Origin of the sequence: Aureimonas endophytica (assembly GCF_014642635.1) — a bacterium.
In the GTDB taxonomy this organism is placed as follows: domain Bacteria; phylum Pseudomonadota; class Alphaproteobacteria; order Rhizobiales; family Rhizobiaceae; genus Plantimonas; species Plantimonas endophytica.
The window spans coordinates 476,504-500,510 of record NZ_BMIQ01000003.1 but is presented as its reverse complement, the minus strand read 5'-3'; the positions used below and the strand labels follow the sequence as shown (position 1 = coordinate 500,510).

The window sequence follows — 24,007 nt, the reverse complement described above, 5'->3', positions numbered from 1 at the left end:
ACCTATCCATGACGATGTCAAGGCTTCTTCGGCCGGCGGTGGATCGCCGCGGCTTCCTCGCCGGCGCCGGCACGCTCGGCCTCGCCGCAGCCTTCGGACTCGCTCGTCCCGGTGCTCTGTCCGCCTTCGCGGCGGAAGGCGACTGGGCGGCGCCCGTCGATCTTGCCAAGGCGAAGGTGCAGGCGGCGGAATTCACGTCCTACGGCATGCCGGATTCCTGGGCGAACTATGGCGAGGTCCTCCAGAAGATGGCCGCCGCCAACGGCTTCCAGCTCACCCATGTCGATACGGACATGAGCTCGCTGGAGGAGATCACGAAGTTCGACGCCGAGAAGAACAATCCGGTGGCGATCTCGGCCGATATCGGCATCCTCTTCGGACCGGTCGCCGACGCGCGCGGCGTGGTGCCGCCCTACATGCCGCCGCGCGCCCGGAAGCTGCCCGCCGGCCTTCGGGGCAAGGACGGCGGCTGGGTCGCGACCTATACGGGCGTGCCGGCCTTCGTGGTCAACACCGATGTGGTCAAGAACGTGCCGCGATCCTGGGCCGACCTCGCCAAGCCCGAATACAAGGGCCTCATCGGCTCGATCGATGCCGGCGGCATGAGCGGCACCGATCTCGCGATCTTCATCGCCTGGGCCTATGCGCATGGCGGCAGCGAGACGGATCTGAAACCCGGCGCCGACTTCGCCCGGTCGATGCTGCCGCAGTTCTCGACCGCCGCCAAGAACGCCCAGACGCTGGAGCGCGGCGAGGTGCCGATCCAGCTCAAATACGACTTCAACTGCCTTGCCGCCGCCGCGCAGGTGAAGGCCAAGGGCGTGAAGGCCGAGGTGGTGATCCCGAAGGATTCGATCTACGCGCCCTCCGCGCTGATGATCAACCGCTACAACACGGCCAAGATGGACGCCGCCAAGCTCCTCCTCGACTTCGTCCTCTCCGACGAGGCGCAGATCGCCTTCGCCAAGTTCGGCGCCCGCCCGATCCGCTGGGTGCTCGGCGATCTCGACCTGCCGGCCGAGGCGAAGGCCGGCTGGCTGCCCGACACGCAATACGCGGGCGTCCACGTCATCAAGAACTGGGCCGATCTCGACGTCGCCGCCATCGCCGGCGTCTGGCAGGAACAGGTCGCGGGAGGCTGAGACCATGGGCGCCGGCAACCCGACACCCGCCCCGTCCGCGGGGGCGGCCCGCCCTTCGCGTCTGGCGCGGCTTCTCGGCGACTGGTTGCCGGCGCTGCCCCTCATCCTCGTCGCCGGAGCGCTCCTGCTGACGCCCTGCCTCGTGATGCTGCGGGCCAGTTTCGCCACCGCCACCGGATCGGGCTTCACGCTCGCCAACTGGATCGGCGTCTTCGGCTCGCGCAGCGCGCAGACCGCGATCGGCGACAGCCTGCTTCTCGCCTTCGCCGTGGCGACGATCGCGCTCGTCGTCGGCGCGCCGCTCGCCTGGGTTCTGTCGCGCATGGCGCGCGGCAGCCGTTCCCTCTATCTCGGCCTTCTCAACGTCGCCGCCAATTTCAGCGGCATCGGCATCGGCTTCGCCTTCGTCGCCGCTCTCGGCACCTATGGCATGGTGACGCTGATGCTCCGCTCGACCGGGCTCGATCTCGCGCCGCCTCCGGCCAATTCCTTCTGGGGCCTCGTCATCGCCTACGAGTATACGAACGTTCCGATGTTCGTGCTCTTCTCGCTGCCCGCGATGAGCCTCCTGCGCGAGGAATGGTGGGAGGCGGCCAAGTGCTGCTCTGCGAGCCGGGCGCAATTCTGGTGGCATATCGGCTGGCCGGTGCTGCGCCCGTTCCTGCTCGCCTCCTGGCTGCTGATCTTCACCTGGTCTGTCGGCATGTACGGCACGCCCGTCGCGCTGATGGGGGAATCGCCGAACGCCTATCCGCTGATCACCATCGACATGAGCCGCACGCTTCAGGGTTCGCTCTTCGGCAGCCAGCGCATGCCGGTCATGGCGGTGATCCTGATGGTCTTCGCCATCGTCAGTCTTCTCCTGTTCCGCCTTCTCACCCGGCGAGGTCTGAAATGGCTGACGTGACCCTTTCCGCCGGCGCCGCGCCGAGCCGGACCGGACGGGTGCGCCGCGTGGAAGGTCCGGTACGGGCCGGCTGGAGCGCGATGCCCCTTCTCGTCCTCGCCGCGCTCTACGTCCTCCTGCCGCTGGTGGCGGTCGGGCTCTACAGCCTCGCGACGCGCTGGACGACGGATGTCCTGCCCGCCGGCTATACGCTCGAACACTGGATCGGCGGCTTTGCCGACGCGCGATTCCGAGGCGTGCTCTGGCGCTCCCTCGGGCTCGCGGTGGCGGTCGCCGTCATCGACATCCTCCTCGTCGCTCCCGCCGTCTACTGGCAGCGCGTGCGCAACCCGGCGATCCGACCTGTTCTGGAAACGCTGGCCGCCATCCCCTTCGCCATGCCGCTTCTCGTCATCGCCTTCGGCCTTCTGCGGGCCACTGGCGACTATCTACCCATGGTGCAGGGCTCGCTCGGCCTGCTCGTCGCCGCCCACGTCGCGGTCGCCTTCTCCTTCGTCTACTGGTCCGTCGACGGCGCGATGGCGGCGGCGAAGGTGGAAGAGCTCGCCGAGGCGGCCCGCACCTGCGGCGCCACCACCGGGCAGATCCTGCGGCGGGTGATCCTGCCGAATATCGGGCCGGGCCTTGCCAGCGGCGCCATCCTCGCCTTCGCCGTCTCGTTCAACGAGATCGCCATCGTCCAGGTCACGACGGGCAGCCGGTTCGAGACCGTCCAGCTCTATCTCCTCAACATGCTGAAGAGCGCGGACGCCGATTTCAACGTCCTCGCCGTCATGACCATGATTAATTTCGCGGTGACGCTCGCCCTGTCGATCGCCGTCGTCTACGCCAATGCCGGCCGGAGCGCGTCTCCGCCCGCCGGCCCGGCCCGGGGAGGCAAGCCGTGAGCGCCACGATCGATATCGAAGCTCTCGGCAAGAGCTATGACGGCAAGCCGGCGCTCGAAATGGTCGACCTGTCGATCCGGGCCGGCGAGATGATCGCGCTGCTCGGCGCCTCGGGCTGCGGCAAGACCACGCTTCTGCGCTGCATCGCCGGCCTGGCCCTGCCGGATCGGGGCCGCATCCTGTTCGGGGGCCGCGACGTCACGCATATGCCGACGCAGAAACGGCCGATCGGCATGGTGTTCCAAGCCTATGCTCTCTTTCCGAACATGACGGTGGCGGAGAATATCGGCTTCCCGCTGAAGGTGAGGGGCGTCGCGCCGGCGAAGATCCATGCCCGCGCCGAGGAATTGATCGCCCTGGTCGGCCTGTCCGAGCGGGCCGGTCATTATCCGAACCAGTTGTCCGGCGGCCAGCAGCAGCGCACCGCGCTGGCCCGTGCGCTCGCCGCCGATCCCGAGGTCCTCCTTCTCGACGAGCCGCTTTCGGCGCTCGACGCCGTGGTGCGCGATCATCTGCGCGACGAGATCCGCCGCATCCAGCAGCGGGTGGGCACGACGGCGATCATCGTCACGCACGACCAGTCGGAAGCCCTCGCCATGGCCGATCGCGTCGCCGTGATGCGGGCGGGGCGGATCGAGGAGGTGGCGAGCCCCGCCGCGCTCTACGACCGGCCGGCCAGCGCCTTCACGGCCGGCTTCATCGGTGGGCGCAACCGGCTGGACCTGCCGGTGCGAAACGGGCGCGCCCGGATCGGCGCGATCGAGTTTCCGGTCGCGGCGACGGTGTCGCGCGTCGGGATCTTCGTGCGGGCGGAGGATGTCCACCGCAGGGCCGAAGGCGGCGGCGAGCCGGCCGAGATCGAGGCGCGGCTCTTCCAGGGGCAGACGACGCGCTTCTACCTCACGCTCCACGGCGAAGAGGGACCGCTGCGCCTGCGCGTCGACTGGCCGAGCCGCGAGACGGCCGGTCTCGCACCCGGCGACCGCGTCCATGTGGCGATCGAACCCGGCGACGCGCATGTCTTCCCGCTCTGAGACCAAGGCCGATCCCGGCGGCGGCTTCGACATCCTCTTCGTCACCGCCGACCAGTGGCGCGCCGACCACGGTCCGGGCCGCGCGCCGGTGGCGCTGCCGAATGTCGAGGCGCTGGCGCGGGACGGCGTCATCTTCGAGAACCACTTCACGCAGGCCTATCCCTGCGGCCCGGCGCGGGCCGGGCTCCATACCGGGCTCTACCCGCACAAGCACCGCTCGATCCTCAACGGCACGCCGCTCGACGCGCGCCATCCGACCGTCTTCTCCGAGGCCCGCCGCGCCGGCTATCGCCCCAGGCTTTTCGGCTATACCGACACGACCGCCGATCCGCGCGCTCTGGCGCCGGGCGATCCGGCGCGCGGCGACTACGAGGGGCTCGCGCCGGGCATCGAGGTCGACACGCTTCTCACCGAACGCGCCGTTCCCTGGCTCGCCCATCTCAAGAAGCGCGGCCACGACGTGTCCCGGCCCGAAGAGGGGCGGGAGGCGATCTTCGGGCAGGCGCCGTTCGGCGCGCCGGCCGTCTTCCAGGCGGAGGAGTCCGAGACCGCCTTCCTGACGGACCGGTTCCTCGACTGGCTGTCGGTCGCCGGGCCCGAGCCCTTCTTCGTCCATCTCTCCTTCATCGCGCCCCATCCGCCCTTCGCCGTCGCCGAGCCGTTCCATTCGCTGGTCGATCCCGCCGATGTCGCGCTGCCGATCGGCTGGGGCGATTTCGCGCGCGAGGGGGCGCAGCATCCGCTCATCGCCTTCCATCAGGGACAGGTGGATCTGTCGCGTTTCGCCCCCAGCCTGTCGGGGCAGATCGTCGCGGCGGACGAGCGCCTGGTGCGCCGCCTGCGGGCGACCTATGCCGGCATGGCGGCGGAGGTGGACCACCATCTCGGCCGGATCGTCGCGGCGCTGAAGGCGGCCGGCCGCTGGGACCGGACGCTGATCGTCCTGTCCGGCGACCATGGCGAGCAGCTGTTCGATCACGGCCTCCTCGGCAAGCTCGGCTATTTCGACCAGTCGGCCCATATTCCACTGATCCTGCGCGATCCGCGACCGGCGGCCAGAAGTGCGCGAGGCACGCGCGTGTCCGCCTTCACGCAGTCGATCGACGTCCTGCCGACGATCCTCGACCTGATCGGCCTCCAGCCGCCGCCCAATGTCGACGGGCGCAGCCTGCTGCCGTTCTGCCGGGGCGAGCGCCCGGCGGACTGGCGCGACGCCGCCTTCTGGAGCTTCGATTTCCGCGACCCCGCCGGCGGCGGGACAGAGAGGCATTTCGGCCTGCCGCCGAACCGGCTGAGCCTCCATGTCGTGCGCACCGATCGGCTGAAATACGTTCATTTCGCCGGGCTGCCGCCGGTCCTCATCGACCTTGCCGAGGATCCCGAGGAGCGGATCAACCGCAGCCGCGATCCCGCCTCGGCCCCGCTTCGCCTGGAAGGCCTCGAACGTCTCCTGGAGTTGCGCCTGACGCATGAGGACGACACGCTGACCGCCTGAACTTCGGCGCCCGCCTCGTCTTCTCGAGCCTGCGTTTCCACATGGCTTCGGTGGGCAGCGGTCGGAGCGCCGTCAGCCGGGCGGTCTTATGGCCGATGTCGGCGCGGCGCGGTATCGCCATGCGACCGGCGCCACTCGATCGCTGATGGTCTGCTTTCGGCCCGCGATTGGTGACGGCTCAGTCTTCGAAAGGCGACGAACCCGGTTCAGGACGCCTTTACGATGCGGAAGCCGTCGATCTCCTCGACGACCGGCAGGTTGGGCCAGCGCTGCATGTCGTGGAGGATCACGAGCCGGCCGAGGTCGCCCGCAATCTCGCGGTTGATCCGGTCGAACGTCTTGAGCTGGTCCCAGACGCTGCCCGTGGCGTTGGCCAGCGGAACGTAGACGCCGTCGTGATTGTGTCCGCAGATGTTGCGCTTGGAATAAACGCAGTCGCCGGAGATCACCAGCCGCCCCCGCTCCGTCTGCAGGATCACGAATTGCTGCCCGACCGTATGGCCGGCGCCGAGCCTCAGATGCAGGCCGGGCAGGAGATCGTCGACATCCCCGTCCACGAGATTCAAGCGATGCTCCAGCGAGGCGTCGAAGGCGTGGCGCAGGTCGTCCGGATTGATGATCTCCGTGAGGTAGCCGAACTGGCGCGGCAGCGCGAGCGCCTCGATCCAGGACAGGAGCTCGCTCTTCTGGATGTGGAGCCGCGCCTTCGGAAACTCGTGGATCGAGCCCATATGGTCGAAATGGGCGTGGCTGAGCACGATGTCGGTGACGTCCGCCGGCTCGACGCCGAGCGCCGCCAGCATGCGCAGCGGCGACACCCAGAAGGGCACGCCGAACTTCTCGCTCATCGCTTCGCCGCTTCCCTCCTTCATGAATCCGGTATCGACCAGCACCCGGTGCTCGCCGCTCCGGGCGAGGACGAAGGAGAAGGGCACGTCCACCGTGCCCTCGTCATAGGCTCCGTGCACGAGCCCGGCCACGAGCTGGTCCTTCGACCGGGCGAACTCGATGACGTGAACGTCCCAGTGCGGCGCGTCAGGGTTCGACATGGCTCTCAGCTTTCCGCGATCGAACGGCCGAGGCTGGAGAGCCCGACGGCCAGGATGAGAATGGCGCCCTGCAGGACATATTGCGAGAAGGTGGGCGCGCCGAAGATGTTCAGCCCGTTGAAGCCGAAGGCGATGATCAGCGCGCCGATCAGCGTGCCGAGGATGTGGAACTCGCCGTCCCGCAGCGTGGCCGAGCCGAGAAACACGGCGGCGAAGGCGGTCAGGAGGTAGCTGTCGGCGGCGCTTGCCGTGCCGCTGCCCAGGCGGGAGGCGAGAAGGATGCCGGTCAGCGCGGCACAGACCCCCGAGATCACGAAACCCAGGATCTTGATGCGGTCGACGTCGATGCCTGCGAGGCGCGCGGCGGCCGGGTTGCCGCCGACCGCCTGGATCTCCTGGCCGAGCGCCGAGCGCTCCACCAGCACCCAAAGGCCGCCGACCACGAGGGCCATGATGACGATGTTGTTCGGAATCCCGAAGAGCCATCGTCCCAGCGAAAGCTGGAGGAAGGTCTCCGGCACGCCCGAGACGATCGGAACGCCCGCCGAATAGGCGAAGGCAAGGCCCGTGAGGATCGTTCCGACCCCGAGCGTCGCGATCACCGAATTGACCTTGATCTTGGTGACGATCAGCCCGTTGACGAGACCGATGAGGGCGCCCGCGCAGAGGACGATCAGGATCGCGAGCGGGATCGGCAGGCCGGAGGAGACGATGAGGCCGGTCACGAGGATGCCGTGCAGGCTTGCCGCGAACCCGACCGACAGGTCGAGTTCGCCGACCACCACCGCCAGCGTGAGTCCGGCCGCGATGATCATGGTCAGCGAGGCCTGGTTGAGGACGTTGGTGAAATTGCTGAGGGTCGGAAAGGCGCGCGGCGACAGGATCGCGAAGGCGGCGATCATGGCGAGAAGGCCGATGATGGTCGCATAGCGCGCGAAGATGCCGAGGGCGGTCTTCGCCTGAGGGGAAAGGCGGCGCGCCGGTGCGCTCGCATCGGTCATGGGCTTGAGTCTCCGGCGTTGCGCCCTTCGGCGTAGCTCGCCTCGATGATGGCGTTGCGGGTGAGGGCGGATCCCCGGAGCTCCCGCACGATGCGTCCCTCGGCCATGACCAGCACGCGGTCGCAGAGGTCCGGCAGTTCGTCCGGCTCGGAGGAGACGACGAGAACCGCCATGCCCTGCCGCGCCAAGTCACGGATCAGGCGGTGGATCTCGCCCCGGGCTCCGATGTCGACGCCGCGCGTCGGTTCGTCGAGCATCAGGATCCGGGGCGCGCGCAGCAGCCAGCGGCCGATCACGACCTTCTGCTGATTGCCGCCGCTGAGGCGCCCGACGGGCGCGTGCATGTCCGGCGTCTTGATCGCGAGATCGCGGATCATGTCGTTCGACAGCGTCCGCTGCCGCGCGGCGCTGACGAGCGGCACGAGAGGGCCGGAGACGATCCGCGATAGGCTGGACAAATGGAGATTGAAGGCGACGCTCTTGGCGAGCACCAGGCCCTCGCTGCGCCGCTCCTCCGGCACGAGGCCGAACCCGGCCTTCACGGCATCGGCGGGGCGGCGCGGCGCGAAGGGCGCGCCGTCGAGGCGCATCACGCCGCCGTCGGGTCGGTCGGCGCCGTAGAGGAGACGCACGAGTTCGGTCCGCCCGGCGCCGACAAGCCCGCCGATACCGAGCACCTCGCCACGATGGAGTTCGAAGCCGACATCGCGCACGCGGGGGAGGCGCGTCAGTCCCGAGACCGCCAGCACGACCTCGTTGCGCCTGACGTCGCCCGCCGGCTTCTCGAGCCTCTCGACGGCGCCGCCGACGATCGCCTCGACCAGCGCGAGTCTCGTCAGGCCGGCCCCCTCCATCGTCGCGACCGATCGCCCATCGCGAAACGCGGTGACGCGGTGGCAAAGCCGCAGGATTTCATCGAGCCGATGCGAGACGTAGAGCACCGCGACGCCCGAGCGCGAGAGGTCCTCGACGATGCGCAGCAGCGTCTCGGCCTCCGTTGCCGACAAGGAGGCGGTGGGCTCGTCCATGACGATCAGACGGGCCTTGCGCACAAGAGCGCGGCAGATGTTGATCAGCCATTTCTCGGCGACCGACAGGCCTTTGACGCTGGAGAAGAGCGGTGCGGCGAGGCCGACCCGCCGCGCCACGGGCTCGACTTCGCGTGCGATCGACCGCCAGTCCACGACGCCGAAGCGCTGCCTTTGGGGCAGTCCCAGCATGATGTTCTGGAGAACCGTCATGCCGGGCACGAAGGCGAGTTCCTGGTGGATGAACGTCATGCCGAGATCGACCGCGCGCTGGGGCGCCGAGATCGAGGCGGGCGTGCCGTCGACGTCGATCCGACCTCGATCGGGCTGCGTGAGACCCGCCAGGATTCGGATCAGGGTCGATTTGCCCGCGCCGTTCGCCCCGACGAGCCCGTGCACCTCGCCCGGCCGAACGGTGAGCGAAACGCCCTTGAGAGCCTGGACGCCGCCATAGGACTTGGCGACGTCCTCGGCGACGAGGAACGGCGCGCCATCGGTCGCGGGCATGCCCTCGGCCGGTCGCGGCGCGGCCTGCGGCGTCACTTGCCGAGCGCCTCGGGATGCTGCTTCACGAAGTTCGCGACGGTGTCCTTCGTCACCAGGATGGCCGGAACCTCGGCGGCCTTCGGCGTCCAGTCGGCACCGGCCTTCCTGATCTCGTCCAGCATCTCCACCATGCGCCGGCCTTCGGTGTAGCTGTCCTCCCAGGCGGTCGCGGTCATATGACCGTTCTGCACGTTCTCGATCGCCTGGGCGTTGCCGTTCACGCCATAGACCTTGACGTCCTCGCGGCCCTGCTGGCGCAGCGCCCCGATCGCTCCGATCGCCGGGTCGTCCCAGCAACCCCAGATCGCCAGGTTGCCGTCGCCCGCGGGATGAGAGGCCAGCCAGGCATTCGCATATTGCGCGCCGTCCTCGAAATAGCCGGGGATGCGCACCTCGTTCTTGGTGACGGTGATCTCTGGGCTCGCCTTCAGCATCTCGTCGAGAAGAACCTCGCGGTTCCGGCAGACCTCGCCGGTGCGGTAGGTGAGCGCGAGGAGGCTGCCCTTGCCGCCGAGATCGGCGATCATCTTCTCGATCACCGGCTGCGCGATCGGCGCGCCCGATCCGTTGGTCGCCGCGACCGAGGAGCCGAGGCCGCCGCCCCAGGTGACGACGGGAATGCCCGCATCCTTGGCGGCGGCGAGGCCGGCCCCGATCGAGGAATAGGGAAAGACCATGTCGATGATCGCGCCCGCGCCGCGACCGGCAAAATTCTGGATTGCGGAATTCGCCTGGTCGGCGCTGCCGGCGGCGTCGATGACGGAGACCTGCCAGCCCGCCTTCTCGGCGGCGGCCGTCGCGCCGGCGATGTAGCGGACGTTGTTGGCCTCCGTCGCGGAGATCGAGACGATGCCGAGAAGCGGCTTGTCCTCGGCCGCGGCCGGCGAGAGCGTCGCGACCAGGCCTGCCATGACGATGGCGATCGTTGAAGCGTTCATCGGATCCTCCCACGGCTGCTTCGGCTCCTGCCACCCTCCCGGCGAACAAGAGCGAACCGTTTTGCCAATCTGTGCCAAACGGCCGATGATTTGCAAGTGGCATTGACGTCTGTCCGAGGGCAGGTAACGGTGTTTGCCTCGAAAAGCGTTCCGGCGCTTCGGTGAAACGGTTAGCTACGGGGCTCGTTTGGCCACAATCCGCGACGTTGCAAAAGCGGCCGGCGTCTCCACGGCGACCGTGTCGGCGGTGGTCAACGACACCGCCTATGTCAGCCCCTCGTTGCGGGCGCGCGTGCTGGCCGCGATCGGCGATCTGGACTATGCGCCCATGTCGGCCGCCCGCAACCTGAAGCGGGGTCGCAGCCAGTTGATCGCGCTCGCCGTCTCCGATCTCACCAACCCCTTCTTCGCCCGCATCGTCTGCGCGGCGGAGGCGGCCGTCGCCGATTGGGGCTATTCGCTGGTGCTCTTCAACAGCGACGAGAAGCCGGAAAACGAGCGGCGGATCCTTTCGCGCGTCCGCGCTCTCTCATGCGACGGGCTGATGCTGGTACCCATCGACGCGGGCCTGCGCCTCGACGGACGGGACGGCGAGGGGAGCCGGATCCCGACCGTCCTGTTCGGGCGCCTCGTCGCGGACGATCGCTGCGACACCGTGACAATCGACAACGTCTCGGCCGCCCGTCAGGTCACCCACTATCTTCTCGATCTCGGCCATCGCCGCATCGCGACGATCACGGGTCCGCTGCACCTGTCGACGGGTCGGGGGCGCCTCGACGGGCTCTTGGAGGGCATGGCGGCGCGCGGCCTGACGCCTGAGCCCGAACACGTCCGCAACGGCGCTTTCCGCGAGGATGTCGCCTATTCCGTGGCGCGCGAGCTCCTGACGAGCTCGAACCGCCCGACCGCGATCTATGTCGCCAACGGCGTGATGGCTCTCGGGGTCATGCGGGCGCTCGCCGATCTCGGTCTTTCCTGCCCGAACGACATCTCCATCGCCTCCACCGACACCATTCCGGGCATCGGAGGGCTGCGCCCACGGCTGACGAGAACGGAGCATCCCATCTCGGAGATGACGAACGAGGCGCTGAGGCTCTTGGTCGACCGTATCGAGCGAGGCCCCGGGGCGCCGCCGCGAAACGTCGTCTTCCAGCCCGCCCTGATCCTGGGAGACAGTTGCGGGCCGGTCTGAGCCTTACCGGGCCGGCACCCGGCTCGGGCGGCCGCGGCCACGGTTCAGCGCGATGACGCATGCGCGCCGGCAAAACCGGACCTATGTCGCCGCCGCCCCTTGCGCGGCGGCGGATGGGATGATTTGAGGCGGCTCCCGCCCCGCGCCGACCTGGAATTCCCGCATGATCCGCCTTGAAAGCATCGGCAAGCAGAACGGCAAGCAGATCGTCTTCATCGAGGCGTCGGCGGCCCTCCAGCGCGGCGAGAAGATCGGTCTCGTCGGCCCGAATGGCGCGGGCAAGACGACGCTGTTTCGCATGATCACCGGCGAGGAACTGCCGGACGAGGGCCAGGTCTCGATCGATCGCGGCGTGACCATCGGCTATTTCAGCCAGGATGTCGGCGACATGGCGGGTCGCAGCGCGGTGATCGAGGTGATCGACGGCGTCGGACCGGTCAGCGCGCTGGCGGCCGAGATGGCGGAGCTGGAAGCGGCCATGGCCGATCCGGACCGTGCCGACGAGATGGACGAGATCATCGCCCGCTACGGCGACGTGCAGGGCCGCTACGACGAGCTCGACGGCTATGCGCTGGACGGGCGCGCCCGCGAAGTGCTGGACGGTCTCGGCTTCAGCCAGGCGATGATGGACGGCGATGTCGGCAAGCTGTCGGGCGGCTGGAAGATGCGCGTGGCGCTGGCGAAGATCCTCCTGATGCGCCCCGACATCATGCTTCTCGACGAGCCGTCGAACCATCTCGATCTCGAAAGCCTGATCTGGCTCGAAGGCTTTCTCAAGGGCTTCGACGGTGCCGTCCTGATGACGTCGCACGATCGCGAATTCATGAACCGCATCGTGACCAAGATCATCGAGATCGACGGCGGCGCGCTGACCTCCTATTCGGGCGATTACGAATTCTATCGCCAGCAGCGCGCCATCGCCGAGGTGCAGCAGCAGGCGCAGTTCGAGCGCCAGCAGGCGATGCTGGCGAAGGAGGAAGCCTTCATCGAGCGCTTCAAGGCGCGCGCCAGCCATGCCGCGCAGGTGCAAAGCCGGGTGAAGAAGCTCGACAAGATCGAGCGCGTCGAGCCGCCCAAGCGCCAGCAGACGGTGCGCTTCGAGTTCCAGCCGGCGCCGCGCTCGGGCGAGGACGTCGCGACGGTCAAGAGCGTCTGCAAGCGCTATGGCGACCGCACCATCTACGAGGCGCTCGATTTCCAGGTGCGCCGGCGCGAACGCTGGTGCGTCATGGGCGTGAACGGCGCGGGCAAGTCGACGCTGCTCAAGCTGATCGCCGGCACTTCGGAGCCCGATTCCGGCACGGTGACGCGGGGGCCGAGCGTCAAGATGGGCTATTTCGCCCAGCATTCGATGGAAGTGCTCGACGGCGAGCGCACCGTGCTGCAATCGCTGGAAGACAGCTTTCCGCAGGCCGGCCAAGCCCCCTTGCGCGCGCTCGCCGGCTGCTTCGGCTTTTCGGGCGACGAGGTCGAGAAGAAATGCCGCGTCCTCTCGGGCGGAGAGAAGGCGCGGCTGGTCATGGCCAGGATGCTGTTCGATCCGCCGAACTTCCTCGTTCTGGACGAGCCGACGAACCATCTCGACATCGCCACCAAGCAGATGCTGGTCGAGGCGCTGTCGCGGTTCGAGGGCGCCATGCTCTTCGTCAGCCACGACCGCCATTTCCTGGCGGCTTTGTCCAATCGCGTGCTGGAGCTCACACCGGAAGGCCCGCATCTCTATGGCGGCGGCTATTCCGAATATGTCGAGCGCACGGGCCAGGAAGCGCCGGGACTTCGGAACTGAGCCTCTTGCCGGTTTGAATCATCCAGGAAGGAGAAGCTGGCGGCACGAAGCATCGCCGACGACGCACGAGAGTCTTGCGCCCGTTGCGGATACGGCCTCTCCCGGCCCGCTTCGCTTTGCCGTCTTGATCCACGACGTCATAGGGGCGTCGAGGGCGTGCCGTCCTTCGCTCGCAGACGTTCGGCGTCGCGCGAGGGCGGGGCGCCGAAGAGGCGGGCATATTCGCGGCTAAACTGCGAGGCGCTCTCGTAGCCGACCGCATAGGCGGTTCGAGCGGCCTCGGCATTCGTCGCCATGAGACGGCGGGCGGCCTGGAGACGCAGCACCTTCTGATATTGCAGCGGGCTCATCGCCGTCGCCGTCTTGAAGTGGCGATGGAAGGAGGGGACGCTCATGCCGGCGATCTCGGCCAGGGCTTCGATCCGCAGCGTCTGATCGTAGTGGCGGCGGATCCAGTCGATCGCCCGGCGGACGCGCGACAGGCGGCTGTCCTGCCGCCCGATCTGACGGAGCATCGCGCCATGTCCGCTCTGTAGAACGCGATACAGGACCTCGCGCTCGCGCGCGGCGGCGAGGAAGGGAATGTCGTCCGGCGCATCGAGCAGCGCGACGAGATGGTCCCAGGCCTCCAGCAGCTCCCGCGTGATCGGCGCGGTGCCGAAGCCGACCGTCGTCTCTGGCACCGCCGCCGGCCGCTCGGCCATGAGCGCCGCGAGCGCGTCGCGATCGATCGTCAGGCCGGCGGCGACATAGGGCCGGGCGGCGGAGGCCTCGATCACCCGTCCCGTCGCCGGCAGCTCGACGGAGGCGACGAAGAACGTCGCGGCATCGTAGCGGAGCACGCGATCGCCGATCAGAACCTCCTTCGCGCCTTGCAGCACGATGCAGACCATCGGCTCGTACAAGGTCGACATGGCGGTGCCCGGCCGATGCGTCATGCCGAAGCCGACATGCGGCAGCGGCGTTCCCGGCGTCGCGCCATCGATATGGCGCAGCACGCGCCGGGTCATGCGGTCGAGCAGGTCCTGCATGCCGGCGAAGATCGCGCAGCGCCCATCGAAGCGCAAGCAGCCTGATAGGATCAGGCAAGAAGCCGATACGAACAGGCGCGCCGGGACGCCTCGGGCCGGCCATATCCGGGAGGCGAACGATCCGATCGGGATCGCCCGCGCTTGACGGGATCGAGGACAAGACATGACCAAGGATTTCGGTGCGACATCGACCACGGACGAGGTTCTGGCCGGTACGGTGCTCGAAGGAAAACGCGTGCTGGTGACCGGGGCCTCCGCCGGTCTCGGCGTGGAGACGGCGCGGGCCCTGGCGGCGCATGGCGCCAACGTGGTGGGCGCCGCTCGCGACCTGGCGAAAGCCGAGCGCGCCACGGCCGGCGTGCGGGACGCCGCCGAGACTGGCGGCGGCGGCTTCGAACTGATCGAGCTCGACCTCGCCTCGCTCGCCAGCGTGCGAGGGGCTTCGGACCGGCTGCTCGCGGACGGCCGTGCCTTCGACGTGGTCATCGCCAATGCCGGCGTGATGGCGCCGCCCTTCGGGCGAACGGCGAATGGGTTCGAGATGCAGATCGGCACCAATCATCTCGGCCATTTCGTCCTGGTGAACCGCATCGCGCCTTTGCTTCGCGACGGTGGGCGGCTCGTGACTCTGTCCTCGGCCGGCCACCGTTTCGCCGATGTCGATCTCCCGGACATGAATTTCGAGCGGACGGCCTACGACCCGTGGGTCGGCTATGGACGGTCGAAGACGGCCAACATCCTGTTCGCCGTGGAATTTGACCGGCGTCATCGCGGGCATGGCGTCCGCGCGGCGGCGGTGCATCCGGGCGGCATCCGCACCGAGCTCGGCCGCCACATGACGGCGGATCAGGAAACCGCGCTGATCGCTTCGATCAACGACGCTCATGCGAAGGCGGGTCTGCCGCCCTTCGAGTACAAGACGATCCCGCAGGGCGCGGCGACCTCGGTCTGGGCGGCGGTCGTGGCGGATGCCGAGGCCGTGGGCGGGCGCTATTGCGAGGATTGTCACGTCGCCGAGATCCAGGACGGCGAAGGCATCCGGGGCGGCGTCCGACCCTATGCGCTGGATCGCGAACGGGCGGAAGCGCTCTGGGCGAAAAGCGAGGAGCTGGTGGGCGAACGCTTCTCGTAGGACGCCGACCCCGACCCGGTCGTATCGACGCTCAGGGCCGAACGATGCGACCGGCCGCCCTTTCCATGACCTGCCTGCCGCGTTTCCACGCGGCGAGGGGCTGGGCGATCTCGCGCACGGCGTCGGCGGAACTGGACGCGTCGAGGAGAACGAGATCGGCCGGCGCGCCGATGCCGAGGCCGGAGCGGCGTCCCATCAGCGTGGCGGCATCCGCCGAGATCATCTCGAAGACGGCCTCCATCTCCTCGTCGCGCGCGAGCTGGGCGACATTGGCGTAGAGATTGGCCATGCGCGGCAACGAGGCGTCGCCGAAGGGCGTGAAGGGATTGAGCACGTTGTTCGTCGCGATCGTCGCGCAGACCCCCAGCCGCTTCAGGCGATGAGCGGGCGCCACGCCGCGCGGCACGAGCCGCGGGCGGTCGCGGCCGGTGAGGAACAGGTCTGTCGCCGGCAGGACCGTGACGGCGATGCCGGCCTCGGCGAGCCGTCGGCCGACCGCATCCGCCGCGTCCGGCTCCATCGCCGAGAGCTTCGTCGCATGGCCGATCGAGACGCGCCCGCCGAGACCATGGCGCTCGGTTTCGGCGATGATGCAAGGCAGGCTCGATCCGTGCGGATCGAGATCGAAATCAGCATGGAGATCGACGCCCGTGCCGTAGCGCGCGGCGAGCGCGAAGATGCGCCGGACATGCTCGTCCGGCCGCGGATCGGTATAGGGACAGCCGCCGACGAGATCCGCGCCGCCGGCCAGAGCCTCGGCCAGCATGGCCTCGGTTTCCGGCTCCTGCGTCAACCCTTCCTGGGCGAAGGCGCAGATCTCGATGTCGAGGGCGAAGGCATAGTCCGCCTTCACGCGCCGGATCGCCGCCAGGGACCGGAAGCCGGCGCGCGGATCGACCTCCACGAAGCTGCGGAGCGCCAGCGTGCCCTGGAGCACAGCCCGTTCGACCACGCGGGCGGCGCGGCGATAGACATCCTCCTCGGTGAAGGCCGCCTTCGCCGCGGCCGTCGCGCGCACCGCTTCCTGCACGGTGCCCTCGCAGATCGCGCAGCGATCGAGGATGCAGGCCTTGTCGAGATGGATATGGCTATCGACGAAGCCGGCGAAGACCAGCCGGCCTTCCGCGTCGCGCTCCGGCGCCTCGCAGGCCAGATCCGGCTCCATCGCGGCGATGCGGCCCGCCGCGATGCCGATGTCGAGGACTGCCGGCCGGCCGGGAACACGGGCATTGCGGATGACGAAATCCATCCCGTCTCCTTCAGTTCACGGCAAGGCCGAGGGCGCAGCCGTCGCTGCGCGGGTCGTGCGCGCCCTTCATCCGGCCGTCGGCATCGATCGCGATGACGCCGGCCTGACCGGCGAGCGGGCTCAGCGCCGGCAGGGCCGAGACCTCGTGGCGCCGGCGCGCGAGTTCGGCGAAACAGGCCTCGCCGGCCGGGGCTTCGAGCTTCAGGGCATCGCGGGCGTCCGAGAAGGTCCGCCCCAGCAGGAAGCGGGGCGCGGCGAGCGCCGCCTGCGGATCGAGGCCGGCGTCGATCAGCCGGGCCAGGAGCACGGCCAGCGTCTGCGGCTGTCCGTCCGCCCCTTGCGTGCCGTAGACGAGCGCCGGACGCCCGTCGGAAAGGGCGATGCCGGGATTGAGCGTATAGAAGGGCCGCTTGCCGGGTTGCAGGCGGTTCGGTCCGGCGGGGCTGCGATCGAAGGCGGCGCCCCGATTCTGCCAGAGAATGCCGGTGTCGCCGGCGACGACCCCGCTGCCCCAGTCGTAATAGAGGCTTTGCAGCAGCGCCACGCTGCGGCCCTCGGCATCGACGGCGCCGATGAAGGCCGTGTCGCCGGTGCGGAACCGATGCGGCCAGGGCAGAGCGGCGCGCGGGTCGATCCCCGCCGCCTGCGCGGCGAGCCTTGCGGGATCGAGCATGCGCTCCAGCGGCACGGACGCGAAATCGGGATCGGCGACCATGCCTCGATCGAGAAAGGCGCGCTTCACGGCCTCGACGCAGAGATGCAGGAAATCCGCTCCCTGATGATCGAGGCCGGACAGCGACAGCCGTTCCAGGATGCCCATGATGGCGAGCGTCGTCACGCCTTGCGTCGGCGGCGGCGGCGCGAGAAGCGTCAGGCCGCGATAGGGCATCGCGAGCGGCGCTTCCGCGCGGGCCTTCGTCGCGGCGAGATCGGCCGCATCGAGCGGCGAGCCGGCGCGCGCCAGTCCCTCCGCGATGCGGCGGCCGAGCGCCCCCTCGTAGAACTCGCGCGGCCCCTGCGCCGCGATGGCCCGAAGGCTCGCGGCGAGTTCCGGCTGGCGAAAGAGCGCGCCGGGGCTTCCCAGGAAATGCCGATCGAATTCCTGCCAGTCGCAGCGTTCCGTCGCGCGGAAGTCGAGCCAGAAGCGCTGCGACTGCGACATCGGAAAGCCGTCGCCGGCGAGATGGACGGCATCGTCCAGAAGATGTCTCAACCCTTCGCGCCCGTTCCAGAGACGCTGCGAATGCGCCAGAGCAAGGTCCCAGGACTCGACGAGGGCCGCGCTGGTCAGCGCCGACAAGGGGCCGCGAACCGGGATCGGGTCGACCTCCGGCAGATGGCGCGCGGCCTGGCCGATGCCGAGGAGACAGGTGGCGAAGCCCTTCCGGTCGGCGATCATCCAGATCGCGTCGCCGCCGAGACCGCAGAAATGCGGATAGACGACCGACAGCGCCGCGCTCGCCGCGACGGCCGCCTCGATCGCGTTGCCGCCGCGCTCGAGGACGCGCAGTCCCGCCTCGCTCGCCAGCCGGTGCGGCGTCGTCACCATCGCCCGGAAGCGGGCGGGCGGATGATCTGTCGTGAGAGGATGGACGGGATCGGGAGTGCTCATGCCCGGCCAGCATGCATGATTCGTGCCGGACGCGCGACCGTTGCGCGGGCGAGATCGAAGCGAAGTGCATGCGATCAGGCCATCTAACTGCGTACCGCATGTGGGGCGAGAACGCTTTGAACTCACCCGCCGCAAGCTGCTAAGGCTGTGCCCACAACCATCGCCTTCAAAAGCCGACGCCGTTCCATGGATGCCTCCAATCGCACCGCGATCATCTGCCGCGCCATTCGCCGCGCGATCCTCGAGCAGGCGCTGGCGCCGGGCGACAAGCTGCCGGAAGACACGCTCGGCGAACGCTTCGGCGTCAGCCGCACGATCGCGCGCCATGCGCTCGGCCAGCTCGCGTCGGAAGGGCTGGTCGAATTGCGGCGCAACCGCATCGCGATCGTCGCGACCCCGTCCTTCGACGAGGCGCGCGACGAATTCGACATTCGTCGCGAGCTGGAGCGTCTGGTGGTGCGCGCGCTGTGCGGCCGGCTCTCGCCGAAGCAGATCGAGGACCTGAAGGCGCATGTCACCGAGGAGGAGCAGGCACGGGACGGGCCGGAGGCCAATTCCATTCGCCTCGCCACGGAATTCCACGTCAAGCTGGCGGAGATGACGGACAAGCCGACGCTGACCCGCTATGTCCGCGAAATTGCTTACCGATCCAGCCTGTCGCTTGCGACCTTCGGCCGGCCGCATTCCTCCGAATGCGCCATTTCCGAGCACCGCGCGGTCATCGAGGCCCTGACGGCCGGCGATGGCGAGGCGGCGGCCGCGCTGATGGGCGACCATCTCGATCAGGTGGCGGCGAGAGCCTTCCTGAAGATGCCGCAATCGCGGGGCGATCTCATGGACATTCTCGGCCCCTATGCGGCGGCCGAGCGCCCGGCCGTCGCCGAGCGGCCGCGCGCGCCGAAAGGGAGACCGCGTCCTTCCTCCGTAAAATCCTAACGGGACTTCGAAGTTTTCGCTTTGCGGATCGTCAAATCGGCCGTACAGATTGCATCATAAAGTGCATGCAATAAGCCTGCACGATTGTTGAGCATCCACTTGGTCGGATTTTGTGCGGATGCTCGGCGTCGTTCCTCTGTCACCGAAGGAGCTTCCATGATCCGCATCACGCTCGCCGCACTCGGCCTCGCGGCCGCCCTCGTCAGTCCGGCCTTCGCCAAGACGCTGACGGTCGGCGCCAATATCGGCAACGTCCCCTGGGAGTTTCAGGACGAGTCGGCGCAGAATGTCGGCTTCGAGGTCGAACTCGCCAAGGAAGTCGCCAAGCGCCTCGGCTATGACGACGTCGCCATCGAGAACATCCCGTTCAACGGCCTCTTCTCGGCGGTGCAGTCGGGCCGGATCGATGCCGCGATCTCCTCGATCACCATCACGAAGAAGCGCCTGGAGTCGGTTTCCTTCGCCCAGCCCTATTACGACAGCGACCAGTCGCTCTCGGTGCTCAAATCGTCGGGCATCGAAGGGCTGAAGGGGCTGAAGGGCAAGACGGTCGGCGTCGATACCGGATCGACCGGCGACATCTGGGCGACCGAGCACCAGAAGGAATACGGCATCGCCGACATCCGCCGCTTCGAGGGCCTGTCGCCCGCCATGCTCGACCTCGGCAATGGCGGCATCGACGGCTATATTTCCGATATTCCGGCGGTCGCCTATTACATCAAGGACAAGCCGCAATATGCGGTCGTTGAACGCATCAAGACCGGCGAGCAATATTCCATGATGTTCGCCAAGGATTCGCCGCTGGCGGCGGAGGCCTCGAAGGCGATCGGCGAATTGAAGAAGGACGGCTTCCTGGCCAAGCTCCACGAAAAGTGGTTCGGCTCGGCCCCCGACGCCTCCACCTCGACGGCCAAGGAAGCGGAGATGCCGAAGCTCTGACGCGGCTCTTCCTGCCGGAGGCCACGGCCTCCGGCGCTCTTCCGGCGCGAGACGGCTGACCGATGGACATCGTATCGACCTTCTTCAATCTCGGCGTGCTCGTCCGCTATTTCCCGCTCCTTCTGGACGGGCTGGGTCGGACCGTGCTGCTCGGCGCCCTGTCGATCGCCCTCGGTCTCGCCGGCGGCCTGCTTCTGGCCCTCGCGCGGCTCTATGCCGCCAAGCCCGTCCGGCTGCTGGCCATCGCCTATATCGACGTGTTCCGCGCCCTGCCGGTCCTCGTCTGGCTGGTGATCGTCTATTACGCGCTGCCCTTCCTCGGCATCCGCTTCTCACCGTTCGTCGCGGCCGTCTTCGCGCTCTCCACCGTCTCGGCCGCCTATGCCGCCGAGATCTACCGCGCCGGCATCGAGGCGATCCCGCGCGGCCAGTTCGAGGCCGCCGACGCGCTCGGCCTGCACGCCTATCGGCGGATGCGCCACGTGATCCTACCCCAGGCGGTGCGCATCGTCATTCCGCCGCTGACCAACAATTCGATCAACGTCCTGAAGGACACGGCGCTCGCCTCCGTCGTCGCGCTGCCGGACCTTCTGAAACAGGCGACGCAGGCTCAGGCGCTCGCCGCCAATCCGACGCCGCTCATCGGCGCGGCGGTCATCTATCTACTGCTCCTCTTGCCGATGGTGCGTCTCGTCGCGCGCTACGAGTCCCATCATGCGCGCCGCGCCGCGCGCTGACGCGGCCCTTCCCGAAAGTCCCCCGATGCCCCTCGATCTCTCCTTCGTCCGCTCGCAATTTCCCGCCCTCGCGGGGGAATGGGCCTTCATGGACAATGCCGGCGGCAGCCAGGTGCTGCGCAGCGTCGCCGAGCGGATGTCCGACTACCTGCTGACCTCGAATGTCCAGACCGGCGCGAGCTACGCGCCGAGCCAGCTGTCCCTGCAGCGCGTCTCCGAAACGCGCGACGCCTTCGCCCTGATGATGAATTGCGACCGGGGCGAGATCATCGAAGGGCCGAACACCACTGTTCTCCTGCGCTTCCTGTCGGAAGCGATGACGAGCCGGTTGCAGCCGGGCGACGAGATCATCCTGACCAATGTCGACCATGAGGCGAATATCGGCCCCTGGCTGAAGCACGAGGCGCGCGGGGTGGTCATCAAATGGTGGCGCTGCGATCCTGAAACCTTCGAGCTCGATCTCGAAGACCTGAAAGCCCTGATGAGCGAGCGCACCAAGCTCGTCTGTGTCACCCATGCCTCGAACATTCTCGGCACGATTAACCCGATCCCCGAGATCGCGGAGATCGCCCATGCCGTCGGCGCCGATCTCGTCGTCGATGCCGTCGCCTACGCCCCCCATCGCGCCATCGACGTGAAGGCGCTCGGCGCCGATTACTACGTCTTCAGCGTCTACAAGGTCTTCGGGCCTCATCACGCGGTGATGTACGGCCGGCGAGACAAGCTGGAGGCGCTGGACAACATCTATCACTACTTCTTCGACAAGAGCCGCGTTCCGCACAAGCTGGAGCCCGGCAACATCAATTACGAGGCGGCCTGGGGCTCGATCGGCGCCGTCGACTATGTCGAGGAACTGGGGCGCCGCGAGGGCGCCTCCGGCGGCCGGCCGGCGATCGAGGCGGGTTTCGCGGCCATCGCCGAGCAGGAGCGCATCGTCACCGCGCGGCTGATGGATTTCCTCACCTCGCGCAACTCCGTCCGGGTGATCGGCCGGCGCTCCACCGCCATCGAGGACCGCGTCTCGACACTCTCCTTCACGGTTGGCGAGGAGAGTTCCAAAGCGGTGGTCGAGGCGGTCGACGCGGCGAAGGTCGGCATCCGCTTCGGCGACTTCTATGCGCGCCGGATCGTCGAGGAGCATGGACTGATGCGCCAGGACGGCGTCGTGCGCGTGTCGATGATCCATTACAACACAGTGGAGGAGGTCGATCGCCTGATCGCGGCGCTGGAGCCGAGGCTTTGAGCTTCGACCTCGTCATAAGGGGCGGCACGATCGCGACGGCCGCCGACGTCTTCCAGGCGGATATCGGCATCCGCGACGGCACGATCGTCCAGATCGGCGACAGCCTCGGCGAGGCGGCCGAGGTGATCGACGCCTCGAACCGGCTCGTGCTGCCGGGCGGCATCGACAGCCATGTCCATCTCGCCCAGCCCTCGGGCGACGGCATCGTCATGGCGGATGGTTTCGAGAGCGGCACGCGCTCGGCGCTCTTCGGCGGCAATAGCTGCGTGCTTCCCTTCTGCCTCCAGGAGAAGGGCCAGTCACTGCGCGAGGCGCTGAGTGCCTATCACGCGCTGGCCGAAGGCAACTGCTATACCGACCATTCCTTCCATCTGATCGTCTCCGATCCGACGCCGGCCGTGCTTGGTCAGGAGCTGCCGGCGCTGGTGGAAAGCGGCTACACGTCCTTCAAGGTCTTCATGACCTATGAGGGCCTGCGGCTGAACGATGCCGAGATCCTCGCCACCATGGACACGGCGCGGCGGACCGGTGCGCTCGTCATGGTCCATTGCGAGAACGAGGACGCGATCCGCTACCTGATCGGCCGGCACGAGGCGGCGGGCGAGGTCCGGCCGAAGGCCCATGCCGCGACCCGGCCCGTCGCCGTGGAGCGCGAGGCGACCCATCGCGCCCTGTCGCTGGCCGAGATCACCGAAGTGCCGATCGTCATCGTCCATGTCTCCAACGGCGCGGCGATGGAGGAGATCGCGCGGGCACGCGCGCGCGGCCAGAAGGTCGTCGGCGAGACCTGTCCGCAATATCTGGTCCTGACCGCGAAAGACCTCGACGGCATGGATTGGGAGGGCGCGAAATTCGTCTGTTCGCCGCCGCCCCGCGACGAGGCCGAGCAAGAGGCCTGCTGGCGCGGGATCGAGGCGGGCGTCTTCGATCTCTTCTCCTCCGACCATTGCCCCTTCCGTTACGATGACCCGGCAGGCAAGCTGAATCCGAAGGGCAGAACGAGCTTCCGGCACATTCCGAACGGCATTCCGGGCGTCGAGACGCGCCTGCCGATCCTCTTCTCGGAAGGCGTCGCGAAAGGCCGGATCGACCTGCCGCGCTTCGTGGCGCTGACCGCCACCAACCATGCCCGCACCTATGGCCTGGAGAAGAAGGGCTCCATCGCGATCGGCAAGGACGCCGACATCGCCATCTGGGACCCGGCAGAAAAGCGGACCATCCGCCATGCCGATCTGCATGACGGAGCCGACTACAGCCCCTACGAGGGCATCGAGATCACCGGCTGGCCGAAGACGATGATCGTCGGCGGCAAGGTGATGATCCGCGACGGCGAACTCGTCGGCACGAAGGGCGCGGGACGCTACGTGGCCCGCACCCGCTCGGCCCTTGCCACCTTCTGAGGCGTAGAAGCCGGGCATTTCCCCGCCGGGCGAGGCGATCCGGGCGACGTCGCCGAGACCGCGCGGCGAGGGGCCCCGAAAGCCCATCGGCTCAGGAGGGGCGGACGCGGCGGGACTCGTCGGCGAGGCCGAGACCGGTCCCGCCCGTCGTCTCGAAATGCATGGCTTCGAGATAGGGGCGCACGATGGCGGCGCCGCGGCTCATGTCGGGGCAGGCCTCCCGGCGGAAGCGCTCGGCCGCCTCGATGATCTCCTCGCGGATCGCCGTCTCGTCGGCCCGGGCGAGCTTGCGATCGCGCATCACGACGCGGCCGTCGACGATGACGGTCTCGACGCATTCGGACGCGGCGCTGAAGGCGATCTGGTTGATCGGATCGTGCAGCGGGATGAAACCCCAGGCCGTGCGGTCGAGGAGCACGATGTCCGCCGCCTTGCCGACCTCCAGCGAGCCGACTTCCGCGTCCATCAGGCCGGAGCGCGCGGCGCCGAGCGTCGCCATCTCGTAGACCTCGTGCGCCGAGGCCCATTCGCGGAAATCGAAGCTGCCGATCTTATGGAGGCCCGCCGCGACCTTGATCGGCGATGCCCTTCGCCAGCGTTCCAACCTTGGTTAAGGATTTGGGCGGCATCGTCGCCGCCAACCTCGCCGAGGCGGCAAACCGGATGAATCTCGATCTTTCGACGGTCGAGAAGACTACGCGGTGCGTCGCCGAATAAGGTCAG

21 protein-coding genes are annotated in these 24,007 nt (G+C 68.2%); 13 read left to right on the top strand and 8 right to left on the bottom strand.

Annotated elements, in window-relative coordinates; genetic code table 11:
• Positions 1–8: 8 nt before the first annotated feature.
• Genes IEY14_RS12475 through IEY14_RS12455 form a run of 5 tightly spaced genes read left to right on the top strand, consistent with a single transcriptional unit; the run spans position 9 to position 5,465 of the window.
• A complete protein-coding gene (locus IEY14_RS12475) occupies positions 9–1,142 on the top strand; it encodes an extracellular solute-binding protein (protein ID WP_188908873.1) in 1,134 nt (377 codons plus the stop codon).
• Between the two features lie 4 nt (positions 1,143–1,146).
• A complete protein-coding gene (locus IEY14_RS12470) occupies positions 1,147–2,049 on the top strand; it encodes an ABC transporter permease subunit (RefSeq protein ID WP_188908871.1) in 903 nt (300 codons plus the stop codon).
• The gene (locus IEY14_RS12465) at positions 2,037–2,936 is read left to right on the top strand and encodes an ABC transporter permease (protein ID WP_188908869.1); all 900 of its coding nucleotides are present in this window, start codon (positions 2,037–2,039) and stop codon (positions 2,934–2,936) included. The genes IEY14_RS12470 and IEY14_RS12465 overlap by 13 nt, the downstream gene beginning before the upstream one ends.
• Positions 2,933–3,970 (top strand): ABC transporter ATP-binding protein, encoded by a 1,038-nt coding sequence (locus IEY14_RS12460; protein WP_210318381.1) that lies wholly within the window; start codon positions 2,933–2,935, stop codon positions 3,968–3,970. Before IEY14_RS12465 ends, IEY14_RS12460 begins: the two co-directional genes overlap by 4 nt.
• Positions 3,954–5,465 carry an alkaline phosphatase family protein gene (locus tag IEY14_RS12455; protein WP_188908867.1) on the top strand — a complete coding sequence of 504 codons (1,512 nt, stop codon included), beginning with the start codon at positions 3,954–3,956 and terminating at the stop codon, positions 5,463–5,465. The genes IEY14_RS12460 and IEY14_RS12455 overlap by 17 nt, the downstream gene beginning before the upstream one ends.
• Positions 5,466–5,671: 206 nt before the next feature.
• Here IEY14_RS12455 and IEY14_RS12450 read toward each other — a convergent pair whose 3' ends face one another.
• Genes IEY14_RS12450 through IEY14_RS12435 form a run of 4 tightly spaced genes read right to left on the bottom strand, consistent with a single transcriptional unit; the run spans position 5,672 to position 10,027 of the window.
• Complete coding sequence (locus tag IEY14_RS12450; protein ID WP_188908865.1) at positions 5,672–6,514, bottom strand: N-acyl homoserine lactonase family protein; 843 nt, start codon at positions 6,512–6,514, stop codon at positions 5,672–5,674.
• Between the two features lie 5 nt (positions 6,515–6,519).
• The gene (locus tag IEY14_RS12445) at positions 6,520–7,515 is read right to left on the bottom strand and encodes an ABC transporter permease (protein ID WP_188908864.1); all 996 of its coding nucleotides are present in this window, start codon (positions 7,513–7,515) and stop codon (positions 6,520–6,522) included.
• A complete protein-coding gene (locus tag IEY14_RS12440) occupies positions 7,512–9,050 on the bottom strand; it encodes a sugar ABC transporter ATP-binding protein (RefSeq protein WP_188908862.1) in 1,539 nt (512 codons plus the stop codon). Before IEY14_RS12440 ends, IEY14_RS12445 begins: the two co-directional genes overlap by 4 nt.
• A 32-nt stretch (positions 9,051–9,082) precedes the next feature.
• Positions 9,083–10,027: a sugar ABC transporter substrate-binding protein gene (locus IEY14_RS12435; protein WP_188908860.1), complete on the bottom strand. Its 945-nt coding sequence runs from the start codon at positions 10,025–10,027 to the stop codon at positions 9,083–9,085.
• Positions 10,028–10,160: 133 nt separating this feature from the next.
• Between IEY14_RS12435 and IEY14_RS12430 the strand changes: the two genes are divergently transcribed.
• On the top strand, positions 10,161–11,219 hold the full coding sequence (locus IEY14_RS12430; protein WP_308422028.1) for a LacI family DNA-binding transcriptional regulator: 1,059 nt from the start codon (positions 10,161–10,163) through the stop codon (positions 11,217–11,219).
• A gap of 163 nt (positions 11,220–11,382) precedes the next feature.
• Complete coding sequence (locus IEY14_RS12425) at positions 11,383–13,005, top strand: ABC-F family ATP-binding cassette domain-containing protein (protein WP_188908856.1); 1,623 nt, start codon at positions 11,383–11,385, stop codon at positions 13,003–13,005.
• Positions 13,006–13,142: 137 nt separating this feature from the next.
• Here IEY14_RS12425 and IEY14_RS12420 read toward each other — a convergent pair whose 3' ends face one another.
• On the bottom strand, positions 13,143–14,036 hold the full coding sequence (locus IEY14_RS12420; RefSeq protein WP_188908854.1) for an AraC family transcriptional regulator: 894 nt from the start codon (positions 14,034–14,036) through the stop codon (positions 13,143–13,145).
• A 163-nt stretch (positions 14,037–14,199) separates the two neighbouring features.
• Between IEY14_RS12420 and IEY14_RS12415 the strand changes: the two genes are divergently transcribed.
• The gene (locus IEY14_RS12415) at positions 14,200–15,168 is read left to right on the top strand and encodes an SDR family NAD(P)-dependent oxidoreductase (protein ID WP_188908853.1); all 969 of its coding nucleotides are present in this window, start codon (positions 14,200–14,202) and stop codon (positions 15,166–15,168) included.
• Positions 15,169–15,199: 31 nt separating this feature from the next.
• On the opposite strand, the gene IEY14_RS12410 is transcribed toward IEY14_RS12415, so the two are convergent.
• Together IEY14_RS12410 and IEY14_RS12405 are read right to left on the bottom strand one after the other, a co-directional pair.
• On the bottom strand, positions 15,200–16,417 hold the full coding sequence (locus tag IEY14_RS12410; RefSeq protein ID WP_188908851.1) for an amidohydrolase family protein: 1,218 nt from the start codon (positions 16,415–16,417) through the stop codon (positions 15,200–15,202).
• Between the two features lie 10 nt (positions 16,418–16,427).
• The gene (locus tag IEY14_RS12405) at positions 16,428–17,966 is read right to left on the bottom strand and encodes a gamma-glutamyltransferase family protein (protein ID WP_188909255.1); all 1,539 of its coding nucleotides are present in this window, start codon (positions 17,964–17,966) and stop codon (positions 16,428–16,430) included.
• A gap of 249 nt (positions 17,967–18,215) precedes the next feature.
• Here IEY14_RS12405 and IEY14_RS12400 point away from each other — a divergent pair, with 249 nt between their 5' ends.
• The 5 genes from IEY14_RS12400 (at position 18,216) to hydA (ending at position 23,284) form a co-directional block, all read left to right on the top strand.
• Complete coding sequence (locus tag IEY14_RS12400) at positions 18,216–18,965, top strand: GntR family transcriptional regulator (protein WP_188908849.1); 750 nt, start codon at positions 18,216–18,218, stop codon at positions 18,963–18,965.
• Positions 18,966–19,121: 156 nt separating this feature from the next.
• Positions 19,122–19,904 carry a transporter substrate-binding domain-containing protein gene (locus IEY14_RS12395; RefSeq protein ID WP_188908846.1) on the top strand — a complete coding sequence of 261 codons (783 nt, stop codon included), beginning with the start codon at positions 19,122–19,124 and terminating at the stop codon, positions 19,902–19,904.
• A 62-nt stretch (positions 19,905–19,966) separates the two neighbouring features.
• The gene (locus tag IEY14_RS12390; RefSeq protein WP_188908844.1) at positions 19,967–20,641 is read left to right on the top strand and encodes an amino acid ABC transporter permease; all 675 of its coding nucleotides are present in this window, start codon (positions 19,967–19,969) and stop codon (positions 20,639–20,641) included.
• A 25-nt stretch (positions 20,642–20,666) separates the two neighbouring features.
• On the top strand, positions 20,667–21,884 hold the full coding sequence (locus IEY14_RS12385) for a cysteine desulfurase-like protein (protein WP_188908843.1): 1,218 nt from the start codon (positions 20,667–20,669) through the stop codon (positions 21,882–21,884).
• The gene (hydA, locus tag IEY14_RS12380; RefSeq protein WP_188908841.1) at positions 21,881–23,284 is read left to right on the top strand and encodes a dihydropyrimidinase; all 1,404 of its coding nucleotides are present in this window, start codon (positions 21,881–21,883) and stop codon (positions 23,282–23,284) included. Before IEY14_RS12385 ends, hydA begins: the two co-directional genes overlap by 4 nt.
• A gap of 91 nt (positions 23,285–23,375) precedes the next feature.
• Here the strand turns inward: hydA and IEY14_RS12375 are convergent, their stop codons facing one another.
• A complete protein-coding gene (locus IEY14_RS12375) occupies positions 23,376–23,888 on the bottom strand; it encodes an amidohydrolase family protein (protein WP_244639457.1) in 513 nt (170 codons plus the stop codon).
• Positions 23,889–24,007 lie beyond the last annotated feature (119 nt).